The sequence below is a fragment of the Inquilinus sp. genome (assembly GCF_057815775.1).
Genome location: NZ_JBYRFX010001039.1, coordinates 1 through 16346 on the forward strand (window position 1 = coordinate 1; position 16346 = coordinate 16346).

Below are 16346 nucleotides of genomic sequence, written 5' to 3' on the forward strand. Positions count from 1 at the left end.
TTCTTGCGCGGGTTCAGCGACCCGTAGGGATCCTGGAACACGATCTGCACCGCGCTGCGCAGGCGGCGGCGCTGCGCGGCGTCGGCGGTCGCGACCGGGATGCCGTCGATGGTCAGGTCGCCTTCGCTCGGCGCCTCGATCATGGTCACCACCCGCGCCAGGGTGGACTTGCCGCAGCCGGATTCGCCGACCACCGCCAGGGTCTTGCCCGGCTCCAGCGTGAACGACATGTCGCTCACCGCCCGCAGGATCTTCGGCGCCTTGAACGGCGAGGTCTTGACCTCGTAGAAGCGGCTGAGATGCCGCGCTTCGACCACCGCGGTCATGCGCGGATCTCCTCGAGGGGCTTGGCGATGGGGTTGAAGCAGCGGGTCCGCCCGTCCATGTCCGGCACGATCTCGGGGTGCTGGCCGCGGCAGCGGTCCAGCACGTTGCGGCAGCGCGGGTTGAACAGGCAGCCCTGCGGCCGGTCCTAGGGGCCCGGCACCACGCCGGGGATGGTCGGCAGCCGGCGGTGGCCGGTGCTGCGCTCCGGCAGCGCCTCCAGCAGGGCGCCGGTGTAGGGGTGGCGCGGCCGGCTGAACAGGCTGTCGACCCGCCGCTCCTCCACCAGCTCGCCGGCATACATCACATTGACGCGCTGCGCCGTCTCGGCCACCACGCCCATGTCGTGGGTGATCAGCACCAGCGCCATGCCCTGGTCGCGCTGCAGCGCCGCCAGCAGGTCGAGGATCTGGGCCTGGATGGTGACGTCGAGCGCCGTGGTCGGCTCGTCGGCGATCAAGAGCTTGGGCTTGCAGGCGATCGCCATGGCGATCATCACCCGCTGGTTCATGCCGCCCGACAGCTGGTGCGGATAGCTGTCAATCCGCGTCTCCGGCGCCGGGATGCCGACCTGGGCCAGCAGCTGGACGGTGCGGTCGCGCCGGGTGCGCCGGCTGCCGCCCTCATGCACCTGCAGCGCCTCCATGATCTGGTAGCCGACGGTGAAGCACGGGTTCAGGCTGGTCATCGGCTCCTGGAAGATCATCGCCATGTCCTTGCCGATGATCTTGCGGCGCTGGCGGGCGGACATCTTCACCAGGTCGTGGCCGTCGAAGGTCAAATGGTCGGCCGTGACCTTGCCGGGGAAGGCGACCAGCCCCATCAGCGCCAGCATGGTGACCGACTTGCCGGAGCCGGATTCGCCGACGATGCCCAGGATCTCGCCGGCATCGATCGAGAGGTCGAGGCCGGAGACGGCCCGGAACAGGCCTTTGCCCGCCGGGAACTCGACCGTCAGGTTGCGGATTTCAAGCAGGGCCATGTCAGCGCTTCAGTCTGGGGTCGAGGGCGTCGCGCAGGCCGTCGCCCATCAGGTTGAACGCCAGCACCGTGACCAGGATGGCGAGGCCGGGGAAGGTGACGATCCACCAGGCGCGCTGCAGGAACTGCAGCGACGAGGCCAGCATCGTGCCCCATTCCGGCGTCGGCGGCTGGGCGCCGAGGCCGAGGAAGCCGAGCGCCGCGGCGTCGAGGATGGCGGAGGAGAAGCCGAGCGTCGCCTGCACGATCAGGGGCGCCATGCAGTTCGGCAGGATGGTGGCGAACATCAGCCGCAGGGTGCCGGCGCCGGCGACGCGGGATGCCGTGACGTAGGGCCGGCGGATCTGGCTCAGCACCGCGGCGCGCATCAGCCGGGAATAATGCGGCAGGGTGACGATCGACACCGCGACCATGGCGTTGACCAGGCCGGGGCCGAGGATGGCGACGACGACGATCGCCAAGAGCAGGCTGGGCAGGGCCAGCATGATGTCGAGCAGCCGCATGATCGCCATGTCGGCGATGCCGCCGAAATAGCCGGCGATCAGGCCGAGCAGCAGCCCGCCGGCCAGCGACAGGGTGACGACGATCAGGCCGATCATCATGGAGAGGCGGGCGCCGTGGATCAGGCGGGAGAGGATGTCGCGGCCGATGTCGTCGGTGCCCAGCGGGTAGGCCCAGTTGCCGCCATCCTGCCAGAACGGCGGCACCAGGAAGGCGCTGCGGTCCTGGTCGATCGGCGAATGCGGCGCCAGCACGTCGGCGAAGATCACCACCAGCAGCAGCAGGACGATGACGATCAGCCCGCCCATCGCCCCCTTGTTGGCGCTGAAGGATCGCCAGAACTCGACGAAGGGGGAGGGCGGCTTGGCCTGCACGGCGGCAGGGGCCTGGCTTTGTTGCAAGGTCATCGGCTTACTTCACGTGCCGGATGCGCGGGTCGAGCAGGCCATAGGCCACATCGACCAGCAGGTTGACGATGATCACCAAGGTCGCCACCAGCAGCACCCCGCCCTGCAGGGTCGGGTAGTCGCGGCGGTTGATCGCCTCGACCAGCCATTTGCCGATACCGGGCCAGGAGAACACGGTCTCGGTCAGGATCGCGCCGCCCAGCAGGGTGCCGACCTGCAGGCCGATCACGGTGACGACAGGGATCAGCGCGTTGCGCAGGGCGTGGATGCCGATCACCCGGCGGATGCCCAGGCCCTTGGCCCGCGCCGTGCGGATGTAGTCCTCGCTCAGCACCTCCAGCATCGCCGACCGGGTCATGCGCGCGATCACGGCCAGCGGGATGGTGCCCAGCACGATGGTCGGCAGGATCAGGCTGCGCACCGCCGACAGGAAGGCGCCCTTCTCATCCGAGAACAGCGCGTCGATCAGCATGAAGCCGGTGTGCGGCTCGATGAACACCATGGCCGAGATCCGGCCGGAAACCGGGGTCCAGCGCAGCGCGACCGAGAACACCAGGATCAGGATCTGGCCCCACCAGAAGATCGGCATGGAATAGCCGGTCAGGCTGGCGCCCATGATGCCGTGGTCGATCGGGCTCGATCTTCGGGTGGCGGCGATGATGCCGGCCGGCAGGCCCAGCACCACGGCGAAGATCATGGCGCAGATGCCGAGCTCCACCGTCGCCGGGAACAGCTTCAGGAATTCGCCCAGCACCGGCCGCCGCGTCACCATCGAGGACCCCAGGTCGCCCTGCAGCACCTCGCCGATATAGGACACGAACTGCACCGCCACCGGCCGGTCCAGGCCCATGTCGTGCATCAGCACGGCGTGGCGCTCCGGGCTGATGCCACGCTCGCCGGCGCGCACCTCGACCGGGTCGCCGGGGACGGCGCGGATCAGAAAGAAGCTCAGCGCGGTGATGCCCAGGAAGGCGATCACCGCCATGGCGAGGCGTGTCAGGATGAAACGGAACATGATCTCGTCTGTTGAAAAAGACGCGGGCGGAGGAGCATCCCCCTGCTCCCCCGCCCGGCTCCCCCATAACCTTGCTTACTCAGCGATGTCGGCGCCGCGGAAGTCGTGCAGGCCGACGGCGCTGATCTGATAGCCGCTGACGCTCTTGGCGGTGACTTCGGTCACGACCGAATGCGCGATCGGAATCCAGGGCGCCTGGTCGTGGAAGATCACCTGGGCCTGCTGGTACAGCTTGGTGCGCTCGGCCTGGTCGGAAATCGACTGCGCCTTCAGGATCAGGTCGTTGAAGGCCTTGTCGCACCACTTCGAGGTGTTCGACCCGCCCGGCCGTGCCGCATCGCAGCCCAGCAGGTTGTTCAGGAAGTTGTCCGGGTCGCCATTGTCGCCCGACCAGCCGATCTGCTCCAGCTGATGCTCGCCATTCTGGGCGCGCTTGCGGTACTCGCCCCATTCGTAGGACACGACCTTCGCCTTGATGCCGACCTTGGCGAAATCGTTCTGCATCAGCTCGGCGATTCGCTGGGCGTTCGGGTTGTAGGGGCGCTGCACCGGCATCGCCCACAGGTCGGTCTCGAAGCCGTTGGGTTAGCCGGCCTCGGCCAGCAGCTTCTTGGCCCCTTCGGGGTCGTACGGGTAATCCTTGATGCTGTCGTCGTAGGACCACATCGTCGGCGGGATCGGGTTCTTCGCCGCCTGGCCGGTGCCCTGGTAGACCGCGTCGATGATCGCCTGCTTGTTCACCGCCATGTTGACCGCCTGGCGGACGCGCACGTCGTCATACGGCTTCTTCTGAACGTTGATGGCGACATAGCCGACGTTGAGGCCCGGCTTCTGCAGCACGGTCAGCGCGGCGTCCTTCTTCATCGCCGGAATGTCGGCCGGGTTCGGATAGGCCATGATCTGGCATTCGCCGGCCTGCAGCTTGGCGTAGCGCACCGCCGCGTCCGGGGTGATGGCGAAGACCAGGTTGTCGATCTTCTCCTTGCCGCCCCAGTACTGGTCGAAGGCCTTGTAGCGGATCAGCGCATCCGGCTGGTACTGCACGAACAGGTACGGGCCGGTGCCGACCGGCACCTGGTCGATCTGCTCCGGCGTGCCGGCCTTCAGCAGGGAATCGGCATATTCGGCCGACAGGATCGAGGCGAAATCCATCGCCATGTTGGCGATGAAGGGCGCGTTCGGGCCCGTCAGGGTGAACTTGACGGTGTAGTCGTCGACCTTGTCGATCGACTTCAGCAGCGCCGGCATCCCCATGTCGCCGAAGTAGTCGTACGCCCCGCCTGACACCTTGTGATAAGGATTATCTTCCTTCCACATCCGGTTGAACGAGAACAGCACATCGTCGGCGTTGAAGTCGCGCGTCGGCTTGAAATTGTCGTTCGACTGGAACTTCACGCCCTTGCGCAGGTGGAAGGTGTAGACCGTGCCGTCATCCGACACGTCCCAGGACTGGGCCAGCGACGGAACCACCTCGGTCGTGCCCTGCTTGAATCCCACCAGCCCGTCATAGACCGGCAGCGAGGCGTCGAAGCTGGTGCCCGTCGTGTTGATCTGCGGGTTGAAGTTCTCCGGGCTGCCCTCGGAGCAATAGACCAGCGTCTTGGCCTGGGCCGACGCCGCCATCCCCGCGGCGAAGACAAGCGCCATCGCCGTGGCGGACAGGAAACGGGACATGAAACTCTCCCCTCTGGGTGATCCTTCGGCCGGGCCCGCCGCATAGCTGTATTGCCCAAACCGTGGTTGAACGGGATTACCGCAGGGGGCGGGGGTGCTGTCAACTGATCGGTGCGGTCGCGGCAGGCAAAATCGTTCCACGCGCGACGATCGGAAATCCAAGCGGTCGACCCCGTCCGGACAGTGATATCGATTCGATCCGGCGGATCGTAACTTCATCATCCTAAAAAGAGACGGGCAGGAACGTCTGGCGCGACTTTCCTGCCCGTTTCTTACTGCGGCCGCTTACTCCGCGATGTCGACACCGCGGAAGTCATGCAGCCGGACCGGGGTGATGACGTAGTTCAGCACCGATTTGCGGATCGGCTGGTAGACCACGGAATGGGCGATCGGCAGCCACGGCGCCTGGTCGTGGAAGATCACCTGCGCCTGTTCGTACAGCTTGGCGCGCTCGGTCTGGTCGGAGGTGATTTTCGCCTTCTGGATCAGCGCCTCGAAATCCTTGTCGCACCACTTCGCAATATTCCCACCGCCCTGCCGCGCCGCGTCGCAGCCCAGCAGGTTGTTGAAGAAATTGTCGGGGTCGCCATTGTCGCCGCCCCAGCCGAACTGGGCCATCTGATGCTCGCCGGCCTGGGCGCGCTTGCGGTATTCGCCCCATTCGAAGGTCACGATCTTCGCCTTGACCCCGACCTTGGCCAGGTCTTCCTGCATCAGCTCGGCGATGCGCTGGGCGTTCGGGTTGTATGGCCGCTGCACCGGCATCGCCCACAGATCGGTCTCGAAGCCGTTGGGATAGCCGGCCTCGGCCAGCAGCGTCTTCGCCGCTTCGGGGTCGTATTTGTAGTCCTGGATGCTGTCGTTGTAGGACCAGATCGTCGGCGGAATCTGGTTCTTCGCCGCCTGGCCGGTGCCCTGGTACACCGCGTCGAGAATCGCCTGCTTGTTCACCGCCATGTTGATGGCGCGCCGCACCCGGACATCGTCGAACGGCTTCTTGGCGGTGTTGAAGGCGAGGTAGCCGGTGTTCAGCCCGGCCTGGCTGACCACTGTTACCTCGGGGTTCTTCTCCATCTCCGCCAGATCGGCCGGGTTCGGCGACGGCATCACCTGGCACTCATTGGCCTTCAGCTTGGCGTAGCGCACCGCCGCATCCGGGGTGATGGCGAAGACTAGCGTGTCGATCTTCTCGCGCCCGCTCCAGGCCTGGTCGAACGCCTTGTAGCGGATCAGCGAATCCGGCAAGTACTGCACGAAGCGGAACGGCCCGGTGCCGATCGGGGTCTGGTCGACCTCCTCCGGTGTGCCGGCCTTCATCATCGCATCGGCATATTCCGCCGACAGGATCTGGGCGAAGTTCATGGCCATGTCGGCAATGAACGGCGCCTCCGGCCGGGTCAGAGTGAACTTCACCGTGTAGTCGTCGACCTTGTCGATCGATTTCAGCAGCGCCGGCATGCCCATGTCGCCGAAGTAGTCGTAGGACCCGCCCGAAACCTTGTGATAGGGGCTGTCGTCCTTCCACATCCGGTTGAACGAGAACAGCACGTCATCGGCGTTGAAATCCCGCGTCGGCGTGAAGGCTTCGTTCGAATGCCACTTCACGCCGTGGCGCAGATGGAAGGTGTAGACCGTGCCGTCATCGGACACGGTCCAGGATTCGGCCAGCGCCGGCACCACCTTGGTGCCGCCCCGCTCGAACGCCACCAGCCCGTCATAGATCGGGGTCGATGCGTCGAAGCTGATGCCCGTGGTGTTGATCTGCGGGTTGAAGTTCTCCGGGCTGCCTTCGGAGCAATAGACCAGCGTCTTGGCTTGGGCCGAGGCCATGCAAGCGGCCAGGGCGATGGCCAGGGCCGTGGCGGACAGCAGGCGGGTCATGAAGCTCTCCCTTTATGTTTTGTCGTTGGCAGTTGGGGGGCGCCGATCAGGCGGCGCGGTCTGGATACAGTCCAGCCAGGCCCTCGCGGCTGGCGGTGCAGACGCCGCGTTCGGTGATCAGCCCGGTGACATAGCGTGCCGGGGTGACGTCGAAGGCCCAATTCGCGGCCGCGCTGCCTTCCGGCAGGATCCCCACCGTCTCGATCCGGCCATCGGCGGTGCGGCCGGTGATGTGGCTCAGCTCGCGCGGGTCGCGCTGCTCGATCTCGATCTCGCGGATGCCGTCGCTCAGGGTCCAGTCGATCGTGGTGTAGGGCAGGGCGACATAGAACGGCACGCCGTTGTCATGCGCCGCCAGCGCCTTCAGATAGGTGCCGATCTTGTTGCAGACGTCGCCGCTGGCGGTGGTGCGGTCGGTGCCGACGATGCAGACATCGACCAGGCCGTGCTGCATCAGGTGGCCGCCGACATTGTCGGCGATCACGGTGTGCGGCACGCCGTGGCGGCCCAGTTCGAAGGCGGTGATGCTGGCACCCTGGTTGCGCGGCCGGGTCTCGTCGACCCAGACATGGATCGGCAGCCCGCCATCATGCGCCAGGTAGATCGGCGCCAGCGCGGTGCCCCAATCGACCGTCGCCAGCCAGCCGGCATTGCAATGGGTCAGCACGTTCAGGCGCTCCGGCCGGCCCTTCTTCTCCCAGATGTCGCGGAACACCGCCAGGCCGTGCTCGCCGATGGCGCGGCAGGTGGCGACATCGTCGTCGCAGATCTCGGCGGCGCGGCGATAGGCTGCTGCTGCCCGCTCCGCCGGCTTCAGCGGTGCCACCCGGCCGCGGACGTCGTCCAGCGCCCAGCGCAGATTGACCGCGGTCGGCCGGGTCGCCAGCAGCCGGTCATAGGCCCCGGCCAGCCCGGCATCGGACGGGTCGGCGCGCAGCGCCAGCGCCAGGCCGTAGGCGCCGGTGGCGCCGATCAGCGGCGCACCGCGCACCTGCATGCTGCGGATGGCGTGCGCCGCCTGGTCCTCGCTCTCCAGCGTGATCGTCTCGAAACCGTGCGGCAGCTTCGTCTGGTCGATGATCTCGACGCGCCAGCCATCCTCGGCCGGCCAGATGGTGCGGTAGGACTTGCCATCGATTTTCATGTTTCAGTCCTCGCGGAAAATGGTCTCGGCCGCGTGCCGCAGGTCGGCCGTGCCAGTGAAGCGGTCGCGTTCGACCAGGAAAGCGCGGGCCAGGCGCAGTGCCTTGGTCTCGCAGGCCGCGCGCAGATCCGGGTCGGCGATGCTCTCGAGGTCGGCGACATGGGCTAGGCCCAGGATGCGCCGGACCATCTTGGCGCCGGCAAAGCCGACGGTGTCGCGGAACAGCCGCGCCATGGTGGCCTTGCGATGCGCGTCCAGCGCCAGGGCGCCGTCGCCATCGGCGAACAGGTCGCGGCTGAAGGCATCGCCCCGGCCCTCGGCCCGCCACAGCTCCAGGAACCGTTTCTCGAAGCCGGACCAGATCGTCTCGGCCTGCACCAGCAGCCAGCTGCGATAATCGGCGCGGTCATCCGCCGCCGTGGCGTGGCCGGCTTGCGCGAAATAGGCCAGGAAGAAATTCGCCAGCAGGGCGCCGATGTCGAAGCCCATCGGGCCGTAGAAGGCGAATTCCGGGTCGATGGCGCGGCTGTCTGTTGCCGTCACCATGATCGACCCGGTGTGCAGATCGCCATGCACCAGCGCCTCGGCCCGGGTCAGGAACGCCCATTTCAGTTCCTGCGCCGCCACCTTGGCGGCGGCATCGGCGCGGAACTCGGCCGCGATGCCGTCCAGCTGCGGCGTGGTCCAGCGGTTCAGCTTCGCGATCCGGTACGGGTCGGTGAAGACCAGATCCTCGGTGATCTTGCACAGGGCGGTGTTGCCGCAGAACGGCGCCATCTTCGGCTTCTTCTCGGCCGCGGGGACGTACAGATCCGAGGTCTTGAACAGCGTCTGGGCCAGGAACTCCGCCATATGCCCGGCCAGCAGGGGATAGCGGGTGCCGGCGATCAACCCCTTGCGCAGGATGATGTGCGGCGTCAGCCACTCCATCACGATCAGCGCCATGCCGGGATCGAAATGGTGCAGGGTCGGCAGCAGATGCGGCACGTGCCGGGCCTGTTCCGACAGTGCGTGCCATTCGAACCAGGCGCGGTCCAGCGGCAGCGGCCAGCTGTCGCCGACCAGCCGGACATAGGGCAGGGCCTGCTTCACCACCAGTCCACCGGCGGCGCCGCGGACGATGAACACGAGGTTCAGGTTGCCGTCGCCGACCTCGGTGACCTGCCATCCCGTGGGGTCGCCGCCCAGCGCCTCGCGGATCGCCGGCAGCGTGGCGAGATAGGGGCGGATCGTGCCCTCGTCCAGCGGCTTGTAGTCCGGTCCGCCGGTCAGCCGGCTCGCCTCGGTTCCGTCGTTCATCCTGCCTCCGCCGCCTTCTTATGCTCTTGGGCGGCGGGAGTGTCGGAAGGCGGCTCCCCTGCTGTCAAGCGCGGTGGAGGACCGGCCAGTCCAGCCGGACGTCACGGCCGGTGGCGGAGCTTTCGATCGCGGCCTCGATCACCCGGATGACGTCGCGGCCGTCGCGCGGGTCGACCGGCGGCGGGGCACCGTCGCGCACGGCGGCGACGAAGCCGTCATAAAAGGCGCCGTAGCGGCCAGGGGCGATCGCCAGCCGTTCCGCCTCGGGCGGGCCGGTCTCCCGCCCCTGCGTCAGCCAGCCGGTCTCCGGCCCGGTCTGGGCGGTGCCGGCGCGCAGATGATCCTCTTGCGGGTCGATCTCCTGCTTGCGGAAGGTCGCCAAGCTGCCCTGGACGACCAGGCGCGGGCTCGGCTCGGCCGCCAGGATCCGGCAGCGCAGCAGGGCACGCACCCGGCCGAAGCCGAGAGTGAAGATGGCGTCGTCCACCGCCTCGGCGCCGGCGCGGATGGCGCGCAGCTCCGCCCGCACCAGGTCGGGCCGGCCGAACAGCACCAGCGCCTGGTCGATCAGATGCGAGCCGAGGTCGTAATGCAGGCCCGAGCCGGGAACGGCCTGTTCGCGCCAGCGCACCCGCACGGTCGGCCGGAAGCGGTCGTAGTTGGATTCGAAGCTGTGGACGGTGCCCAGCCGGCCGGCCGCGATCAGGTCTTGCAGCGCCAGGAAGTCGCCGTCCCAGCGCCGGTTGTGGAACACGGTCAGCACCCGCCGCTGCGCCGCGCCCAGGGCGATCAAATCGTCGGCCTCGGCCGTGGTCACGGTGACCGGCTTGTCGACCACGACATGCTTGCCGGCCTCCAGCGCCTGGCGAGCGACGGCGTGGTGGCTGCCGCTCGGCGTCGCCACCACCACGGCCTCGACCGTGGGGTCGGCCAGCATGGCGTCGACCGTCGTCAGCGTCAGGCCCTCCGGCGCGTCGGTCACCGCCTCGGGGTGGCGCACCGCAGCCCCGGCCAGCGCGGCGCCGGGGCAGGCAGCGATCAGCGGTCCGTGGAAGACACGGGCGGCGGGGCCGTAGCCGATCAATCCGATGTGAAGCGGCATCATGCGATGCGCGCCTCGGTGCCGGCGTCGAACACCACGGCCTTGCCCATGTCGAACACCAGTCGGGTGCGCTGGCCGGCCTGGGCATCGGCATCGGGGCGCAGGCGGGCCAGCACCTCCTTCCCGCCCATCTCGACCACCGCGATCAGGTCCGGGCCGGTCGGCTCCGTCACCTCGATCATGCAGTCGGTCTCCAGCGCCGGGCCGACATAGCCGGTGGCGCTTTGCGGGTCGGTGATGTTCTCCGGCCGCAGGCCCAGGATGATCTCGCGCCCGGCGGCGCCGCGCAGCCCGTCATTGGCCGGCAGCGGCAGCACGATCTCCTCATCGCGCAGCCGGTGGATGGCGGCATGCGGGCCGCTGTCCCGGTCGACCACCGTGGCCTTGATCAGGTTCATCGGCGGTGACCCCATGAAGCCGGCGACGAACATGTTGGCCGGGGTGTCGTAGATCTCCCGCGGCGTGCCCAGCTGCTGCAGCTCGCCCGCCCGCATCACCGCGATCCGGGTGGCCAGCGTCATCGCCTCGATCTGGTCGTGGGTGACGTAGACGATGGTCGATTTCAGGCGCTGGTGCAGCTTCTTGATCTCGGTCCGCATCTCGACCCGCAGCTTGGCGTCCAGGTTCGACAGCGGCTCGTCGAACAGGAAGACCTTGGGGTCGCGCACCAGGGCACGGCCCATCGCCACGCGCTGGCGCTGGCCGCCGGACAGCTGGCTGGGCTTGCGCTTCAGCAGATGCTCCATCTGCAGCAGCTTGCCGACCTTGGCGATGGCTTCGTCCCGCTTGTCCTTCGGCACGCCGCGCATCTCCAGCCCGAAGCCGATGTTCTGCTCAACCGTCATGTTCGGGTACAGGGCGTAGGACTGGAACACCATGGCGATGTCGCGGTCCTTGGGGTGCAGCTCGTTCACCCGCTGGCCGTCGATGGCGATGGTGCCGTCGGTGATGGTGTCCAGCCCGGCGATCATGTTCAGCAGGGTGGACTTGCCGCAGCCCGAAGGGCCGACCAGCACCAGGAACTCGCCATCGGTGATGTCGATGTCGATCCCCTTGAGGATCTCGATCGCGCCGTAGCGCTTGATGACGTTCTGGATCGTAAGAGAGGCCATGGTGCGGTTATCCCTTCACCGCGCCCGCCATCAGGCCGCGCACGAAGTAGCGGCCGGCGAGCACGTAGACGACTAGCGTCGGCAGGGCGGCGATGATCGCCGCGGCCATGTCGACATTGTATTCCTTCACGCCGGTCGAGCTGTTGACGATGTTGTTCAGCGCCACCGTGACCGGCATGGCGCTGCCGCCGCCGGCGAACGACACGCCGAACAGGAAGTCGTTCCAGATGTTGGTGAACTGCCAGATCACCGTGACCACGATGATCGGGATCGAATTCGGCAGCAGGATCCGCCAGAAGATGCGGAAGAAGCCGGCGCCGTCGATCATCGCCGACTTCACCAGGTCGTCCGGGAACGCGGCGTAGTAGTTGCGGAAGAACAGCGTGGTGAAGCACAGCCCGTAGACCACGTGGACGAAGACGAGCCCCGGGGTGGAGGAGGCGAGGCCGAGCAGCCCCAGCGTCCGCGCCATCGGCAGCAGCACGATCTGGAACGGGATGAAGCAGCCGAACAGGATCAGGGCGAAGACGATGCCGTCGCCCTTGAACCGCCATTTGGTCAGGACATAGCCGTTGAGGGCGCCGACCACGGCCGAGATCGCCACCGCCGGCACCGTCATCAGGATCGAGTTGAGGAAGTAGCCCTTCAGCCCCTCGCAGGTCAGGCCGACGCAGGTGGTGCTCCAGGCGCTGATCCAGGGCTGGATCGTCGGCTCCTGCGGCAGCGACAGCAGGTTGCCGCTGCGCACCTCGTCCAGCGTCTTCAGCGAGGTGACGACCATGACGAACAGCGGGAACAGGTAGATCAGGGCGAAGATGCCGAGGATGGCGAACAGCAGCCAGCGCAGCATGACCGACAGGGTCGAGCGCGGGCCGGGGACCATGATCGAGGCTTCAGTCACGGCGGCCACCCCGCAGCTCGGAATAGAGATACGGCACGATGATCGCACTGATCGTCGCCAGCATGATGACGGCGCTGGCGGCGCCGAGGCCCATCTGGTTGCGGGTGAAGGTCAGGCTGTACATGTACAGGGCCGGCATCCAGGTCGAGGTGCCAGGCCCGCCCGCCGTCAGCGCCATGACCAGGTCGAAGCTCTTGATCGCGAGATGGGCGGAGACCACGAAGGCCGACAGGAACACCGGCCGCATCAGCGGGATGATGATCCGCCGGTAGGTCTGCGGCAGGGTGGCGCCGTCGATCGCCGCCGCCTTCAGGATGTCGCTGTCGACCCCGCGCAGCCCTGCCAGGAACATCGCCATGACGAAGCCGGAGGACTGCCAGACGCCGGCGATGACGATGGTGTAGATCGCCATGTTGCCGTCGATCAGCCAGTCGAAGGTGAAGCTGGTCCAGCCCAGGTCATGCATCAGCTTGTCGAGGCCGAGGCCGGGGTTGAGGATCCACTTCCACGCCGTGCCGGTGACGATGAAGGAGATCGCCATCGGGTAGAGGTAGATGGTCCGCAGCGCCCCTTCGACCCGGATCCGCTGGTCCAGCAGGATTGCCAGCAACAGGCCGATCGCCGTGCTGATGCCGATATACAGGACGCCGTAGATCCCCAGATTGGCGAGCGAGATGTACCATTTCGGGTCCGCCCACAGCTTCTGGTACTGGATGGTGCCCGCCCAGTTGAAGCTGGGCAGCATCGTCGAGCTGGTGAAGGACAGGTACAGGGTGAACAGGATGAAGCCGTAGACGCAGATGATGGTCACGGCAAAGGAAGGCGCCAGAACGAGCTTGGGAAGAATCGTCTGGAGCCAATCGTATGGGGATCGTCGACCCGCACGGGCAGGTTCGGAGATCACGGCCATCGGCGGGCCCTCGGCACTGGTGGTCTGAACGGGCTATGCACCGACAAACCGGCGGATTGTCCGCCGGGTCGGCACACGGGGGCTGGTCGGGAAGCGGGGGCCGCGCTGAACGCGGCCCCCGTCTCTCGCTTTACTTGGCGAGCGCCACGGCGTCGACCAGGGCCTTCGCCGCATCGGCGGAGGACTGGTTCGAATTGAAGAAATTCGTGACGACGTCGTAGACCGCGCCCTTGACCGCGGCGGAGGCTGCATGGCCATGCGCCAGGCTGGGCAGCATGCCGCCGGTGGTCTTGAACGCATCCCGGTCGGCCATCGACTTCTGGCCGCAGGGGTCGAACTTGTCCGGCTTCACTTCGGTGTTGGCCGGGATCGAGCCCTTCACCAGGTTGAAGCTTTCCTGGAAGCTCGGGCTTTCGATAGCGCTGGCCAGCTTCTGCTGCGCGTCCTGCCGGGTCTTGTCGTCCAGGCTGAACATCGCGAACTGGTCGCTGTTGAACAGGAACGCCTTCTCGCTACCCGGGTACGGGACGCAGACGATATCGATGCCCGGCTTCAGCCCGGCCTTGATGAACTCGCCCTTGGCCCAGTCGCCCATCACCTGCATGCCGGCTTCGCCGTTGATCACCATGGCCGAGGCCAGGTTCCAGTCGCGGCCGGAGAAGTTGGGGTCGACCCAGCCGCGCAGCACGCGGAACTGGTCGAACGCCTTCTGCATGGTGTCGCCGCCCAGCGCCGCCGGGTCGAGGTCGACGAACGCCTGCTTGTAGAAGTCGTTGCCGCCGACCGAGACGACGATGGCGTCGAAAATCGTCGATTCCTGCCAGGGCTGGCCGCCATGGGCGAGCGGGGTGATCCCGGCGTCCTTGAACTTCTTGGCCAGGGCCTGGAATTCTTCCCAGTTGGTCGGGGCCTTGCCGCCGACCTTGTCGAGCAGCTTCTTGTTGATCCACAGCCAGTTGGTGCGGTGGATGTCGACCGGGGCCGCGACCCACTTGCCGTCATACTTCGAGAACGCCTGGATGGCCTCCGGAATATGGTCGGCCCAATGCTCCTTCTCGGCCAGCGGGGTCAGGTCCGCCAGGACGCCCTGCTCAGCCCAGTCATGAATGGCGGTGCCGAGCAGCTGGACCGAGGTCGGCTTGTCGCCGGCCGTGACGCGGGCGCGCAGCGCGGTCATGGCCGCATCGCCGCCGCCGCCGGCCACCGGCGCGTCCTTCCACGACACGCCTTCCGTCTGCAGCTGTTCCTTCAGCACGTTGAGGGCCGCCGCCTCGCCGCCGGAGGTCCACCAATGCATGACCTCGACTTCTTCCTTCGCCTGCTGAGCAGACGCCGAAGGGGCATATGCCGCGGCCGTGAGAGCCAAAACGCTCGCCGCCGTCGCCACAATATACTTCTTGAGCATTCCCTGTGCCTTCTCCTGTTCGATGCCAACGCGAGACGCGCTGGCACTCTCCATCGTCGAACGCGACGGATCTTGGCGGGGGCGGGCCCCGAACCTCGACATTCCATCCGGGCCTGACGGCCCGGCGGCGTGATTTCTCCATACGCTAGGCAATGGTGGCTGCGGAAGCGGGAATCCATTGTCCGATGATTGCCGGGCAGGCGGCTCGGCCCGGCAACTCCGATGGGCTGTCTAACAAATGATAGTTCTGATGCGGTATTGAGCGTGTGCTCGCGATTGACGGATGATCCGAAGCAAATAAATTTTTCTCTAACATATGTTAAGTCAAGCGACGCGAGGCGGCGGTATTCTGAGATCTGCCAAGTGATGGCGATGACGTTCAGTATACCCGGTTGCGATTTCGGCGAATTTTGGCGGAACAGTGGCCGGGGTCGGGCGTTTTGTCGTCATCTCGATCGCAAGACGAAGACGATAGCAAGAACAGGGGCGTGAACTTCGGCGGCTTGGGTCTCGATTGTCGAGGCCAGGCGATTCCGAAGACGCCACAGCTTTGTCCGCTCGCACAGCGCGATCCCGCAGGAAAGGGCCAGATATGACGACCATCACCACAGAGAAGCAGTCGGCGGAATTCTCGGCTCTGGTGTCGCCCAGGATCCCGGATCTGCGCCGCTGCGCCACATCGCTGACCCGCAACCGGGCCGACGCGGAAGACCTGCTGCAGGAAACCCTGATGCGGGCCTTTTCCAAGTTCCATCTGTGGCAGCCGGGTACCAACCTGATGGCCTGGATGGTAGTGGTGATGCGGCGGATCTTCCTGTCGAAATTCGTCGGCGCGTCGAACCGTGCCGCCAGCATGGTGCCGATCGAGGATTGCGAGATTGCCGTGCCGATGACACAGGAGCAGGCGGTCGACATCGCCCGGGTCACCAAGTCCTGGCCGCAGCTGAGCGAGGATCACCGCCTGGTGCTCGAGATCGTCGCGGTCGGCGGCGCGTCCTATGACGAGGCGGCGGAGACCCTCGGCGTGCCGCTCGGCACCATCCGCTCGCGTCTCTGCCGCGCCCGGCACAGCCTGCGGGAGCTGAGCGGCGTCCACTGAGAGACCATTTGTAAATGCACCTGGTGCGGCCGTCTGGTGGCGGCTTCTCCGCTTCCGGTGCTCACGGACCAAACGTCCGCTGCGCGCCGGTTCTCGAAGCCACCGCCAGCCGGACTCACACCAGCGCATTTCCAAACGGCCTCTGAGGTCGCGGTCGGCCCGCTTCCATCCATCAGAATTACGACAGACCGGGCGCCCCGGGGCGCCCTGTCTGCGTCAGGCGTCCAGCAGATCGGCCGGCAGGGTGCCCAGCTGCATCAGGATCGTCGCGTCGTCCGCGATGTCGGCATCGGCGCTGACGGCCTGGCGCGCGACCATCGCCCCGACGGCCCGGCCGCGATCGATCAGCCGCTGGGCGCAGGTCTCGGCTAGGCGCCGGTTGGGAAAGCCCTGGTCCGGCAGCCGCTGCCATCCCGCCTGCCGGCGGTCGCGGCCCTTGGCGAAGCCGATCACGATGTAGACGGCCGGCGTCGTTGTGCCGGTCCTGTCCTCCGACAGCGCCGCCCGGGCCGGGGCGGCGGGCGGCATCGGTGCCTGCGGTGGCGTCCATGCTTGCGGTGGGGGCGGCGGGCTGGCCGGTCGGGGAGGTGT

13 protein-coding genes and 2 pseudogenes are annotated in these 16346 nt (G+C 66.9%); 1 reads left to right on the plus strand and 14 read right to left on the minus strand.

The features are described from left to right. The 13 genes and pseudogenes from AC3XYG_RS36950 to AC3XYG_RS37010 all read right to left on the minus strand — a co-directional run. Positions 1 to 326 (minus strand): ATP-binding cassette domain-containing protein (locus tag AC3XYG_RS36950; protein WP_489144890.1); only part of this gene is annotated, 326 nt, incomplete at its 3' end. After that, positions 323 to 1306, minus strand: a pseudogene (locus tag AC3XYG_RS36955) (ABC transporter ATP-binding protein). The gene AC3XYG_RS36950 and the pseudogene AC3XYG_RS36955, both read right to left, overlap by 4 nt. A 1-nt stretch (position 1307) precedes the next feature. Further along, positions 1308 to 2213 (minus strand): ABC transporter permease subunit, encoded by a 906-nt coding sequence (locus AC3XYG_RS36960; protein WP_489144891.1) that lies wholly within the window; start codon positions 2211 to 2213, stop codon positions 1308 to 1310. Between the two features lie 4 nt (positions 2214 to 2217). Then, positions 2218 to 3228, minus strand: coding sequence for an ABC transporter permease subunit (locus AC3XYG_RS36965; protein WP_489144892.1), 1011 nt, complete (start codon positions 3226 to 3228; stop codon positions 2218 to 2220). Between the two features lie 75 nt (positions 3229 to 3303). Continuing rightward, positions 3304 to 4902 (minus strand): annotated as a pseudogene (locus tag AC3XYG_RS36970) (ABC transporter substrate-binding protein). 285 nt (positions 4903 to 5187) lie between these two features. After that, a complete protein-coding gene (locus tag AC3XYG_RS36975) occupies positions 5188 to 6783 on the minus strand; it encodes an ABC transporter substrate-binding protein (RefSeq protein ID WP_489144893.1) in 1596 nt (531 codons plus the stop codon). A 46-nt stretch (positions 6784 to 6829) separates the two neighbouring features. After that, the gene (gene mtnA / locus AC3XYG_RS36980; protein ID WP_489144894.1) at positions 6830 to 7927 is read right to left on the minus strand and encodes an S-methyl-5-thioribose-1-phosphate isomerase; all 1098 of its coding nucleotides are present in this window, start codon (positions 7925 to 7927) and stop codon (positions 6830 to 6832) included. 3 nt (positions 7928 to 7930) lie between these two features. Continuing rightward, positions 7931 to 9226: an S-methyl-5-thioribose kinase gene (gene mtnK, locus AC3XYG_RS36985; RefSeq protein ID WP_489144895.1), complete on the minus strand. Its 1296-nt coding sequence runs from the start codon at positions 9224 to 9226 to the stop codon at positions 7931 to 7933. A gap of 64 nt (positions 9227 to 9290) precedes the next feature. Then, positions 9291 to 10331, minus strand: a complete 1041-nt coding sequence (locus tag AC3XYG_RS36990; protein ID WP_489144896.1) for a Gfo/Idh/MocA family oxidoreductase — start codon at positions 10329 to 10331, stop codon at positions 9291 to 9293. Beyond that, positions 10328 to 11440 (minus strand): ABC transporter ATP-binding protein, encoded by a 1113-nt coding sequence (locus AC3XYG_RS36995; RefSeq protein WP_489144897.1) that lies wholly within the window; start codon positions 11438 to 11440, stop codon positions 10328 to 10330. Before AC3XYG_RS36995 ends, AC3XYG_RS36990 begins: the two co-directional genes overlap by 4 nt. Positions 11441 to 11447: 7 nt before the next feature. Continuing rightward, a complete protein-coding gene (locus AC3XYG_RS37000) occupies positions 11448 to 12290 on the minus strand; it encodes a carbohydrate ABC transporter permease (RefSeq protein ID WP_489144902.1) in 843 nt (280 codons plus the stop codon). 43 nt (positions 12291 to 12333) lie between these two features. Further along, positions 12334 to 13152: a carbohydrate ABC transporter permease gene (locus AC3XYG_RS37005; protein ID WP_489144898.1), complete on the minus strand. Its 819-nt coding sequence runs from the start codon at positions 13150 to 13152 to the stop codon at positions 12334 to 12336. Between the two features lie 229 nt (positions 13153 to 13381). Beyond that, a complete protein-coding gene (locus AC3XYG_RS37010; RefSeq protein ID WP_489144899.1) occupies positions 13382 to 14548 on the minus strand; it encodes an ABC transporter substrate-binding protein in 1167 nt (388 codons plus the stop codon). Positions 14549 to 15248: 700 nt separating this feature from the next. Between AC3XYG_RS37010 and AC3XYG_RS37015 the strand changes: the two genes are divergently transcribed. After that, positions 15249 to 15755 carry a sigma-70 family RNA polymerase sigma factor gene (locus tag AC3XYG_RS37015; RefSeq protein WP_489144900.1) on the plus strand — a complete coding sequence of 169 codons (507 nt, stop codon included), beginning with the start codon at positions 15249 to 15251 and terminating at the stop codon, positions 15753 to 15755. Between the two features lie 216 nt (positions 15756 to 15971). Here the strand turns inward: AC3XYG_RS37015 and AC3XYG_RS37020 are convergent. Further along, a partial coding sequence (locus AC3XYG_RS37020; RefSeq protein ID WP_489144901.1) for a hypothetical protein occupies positions 15972 to 16346 on the minus strand: 375 nt, incomplete at its 5' end.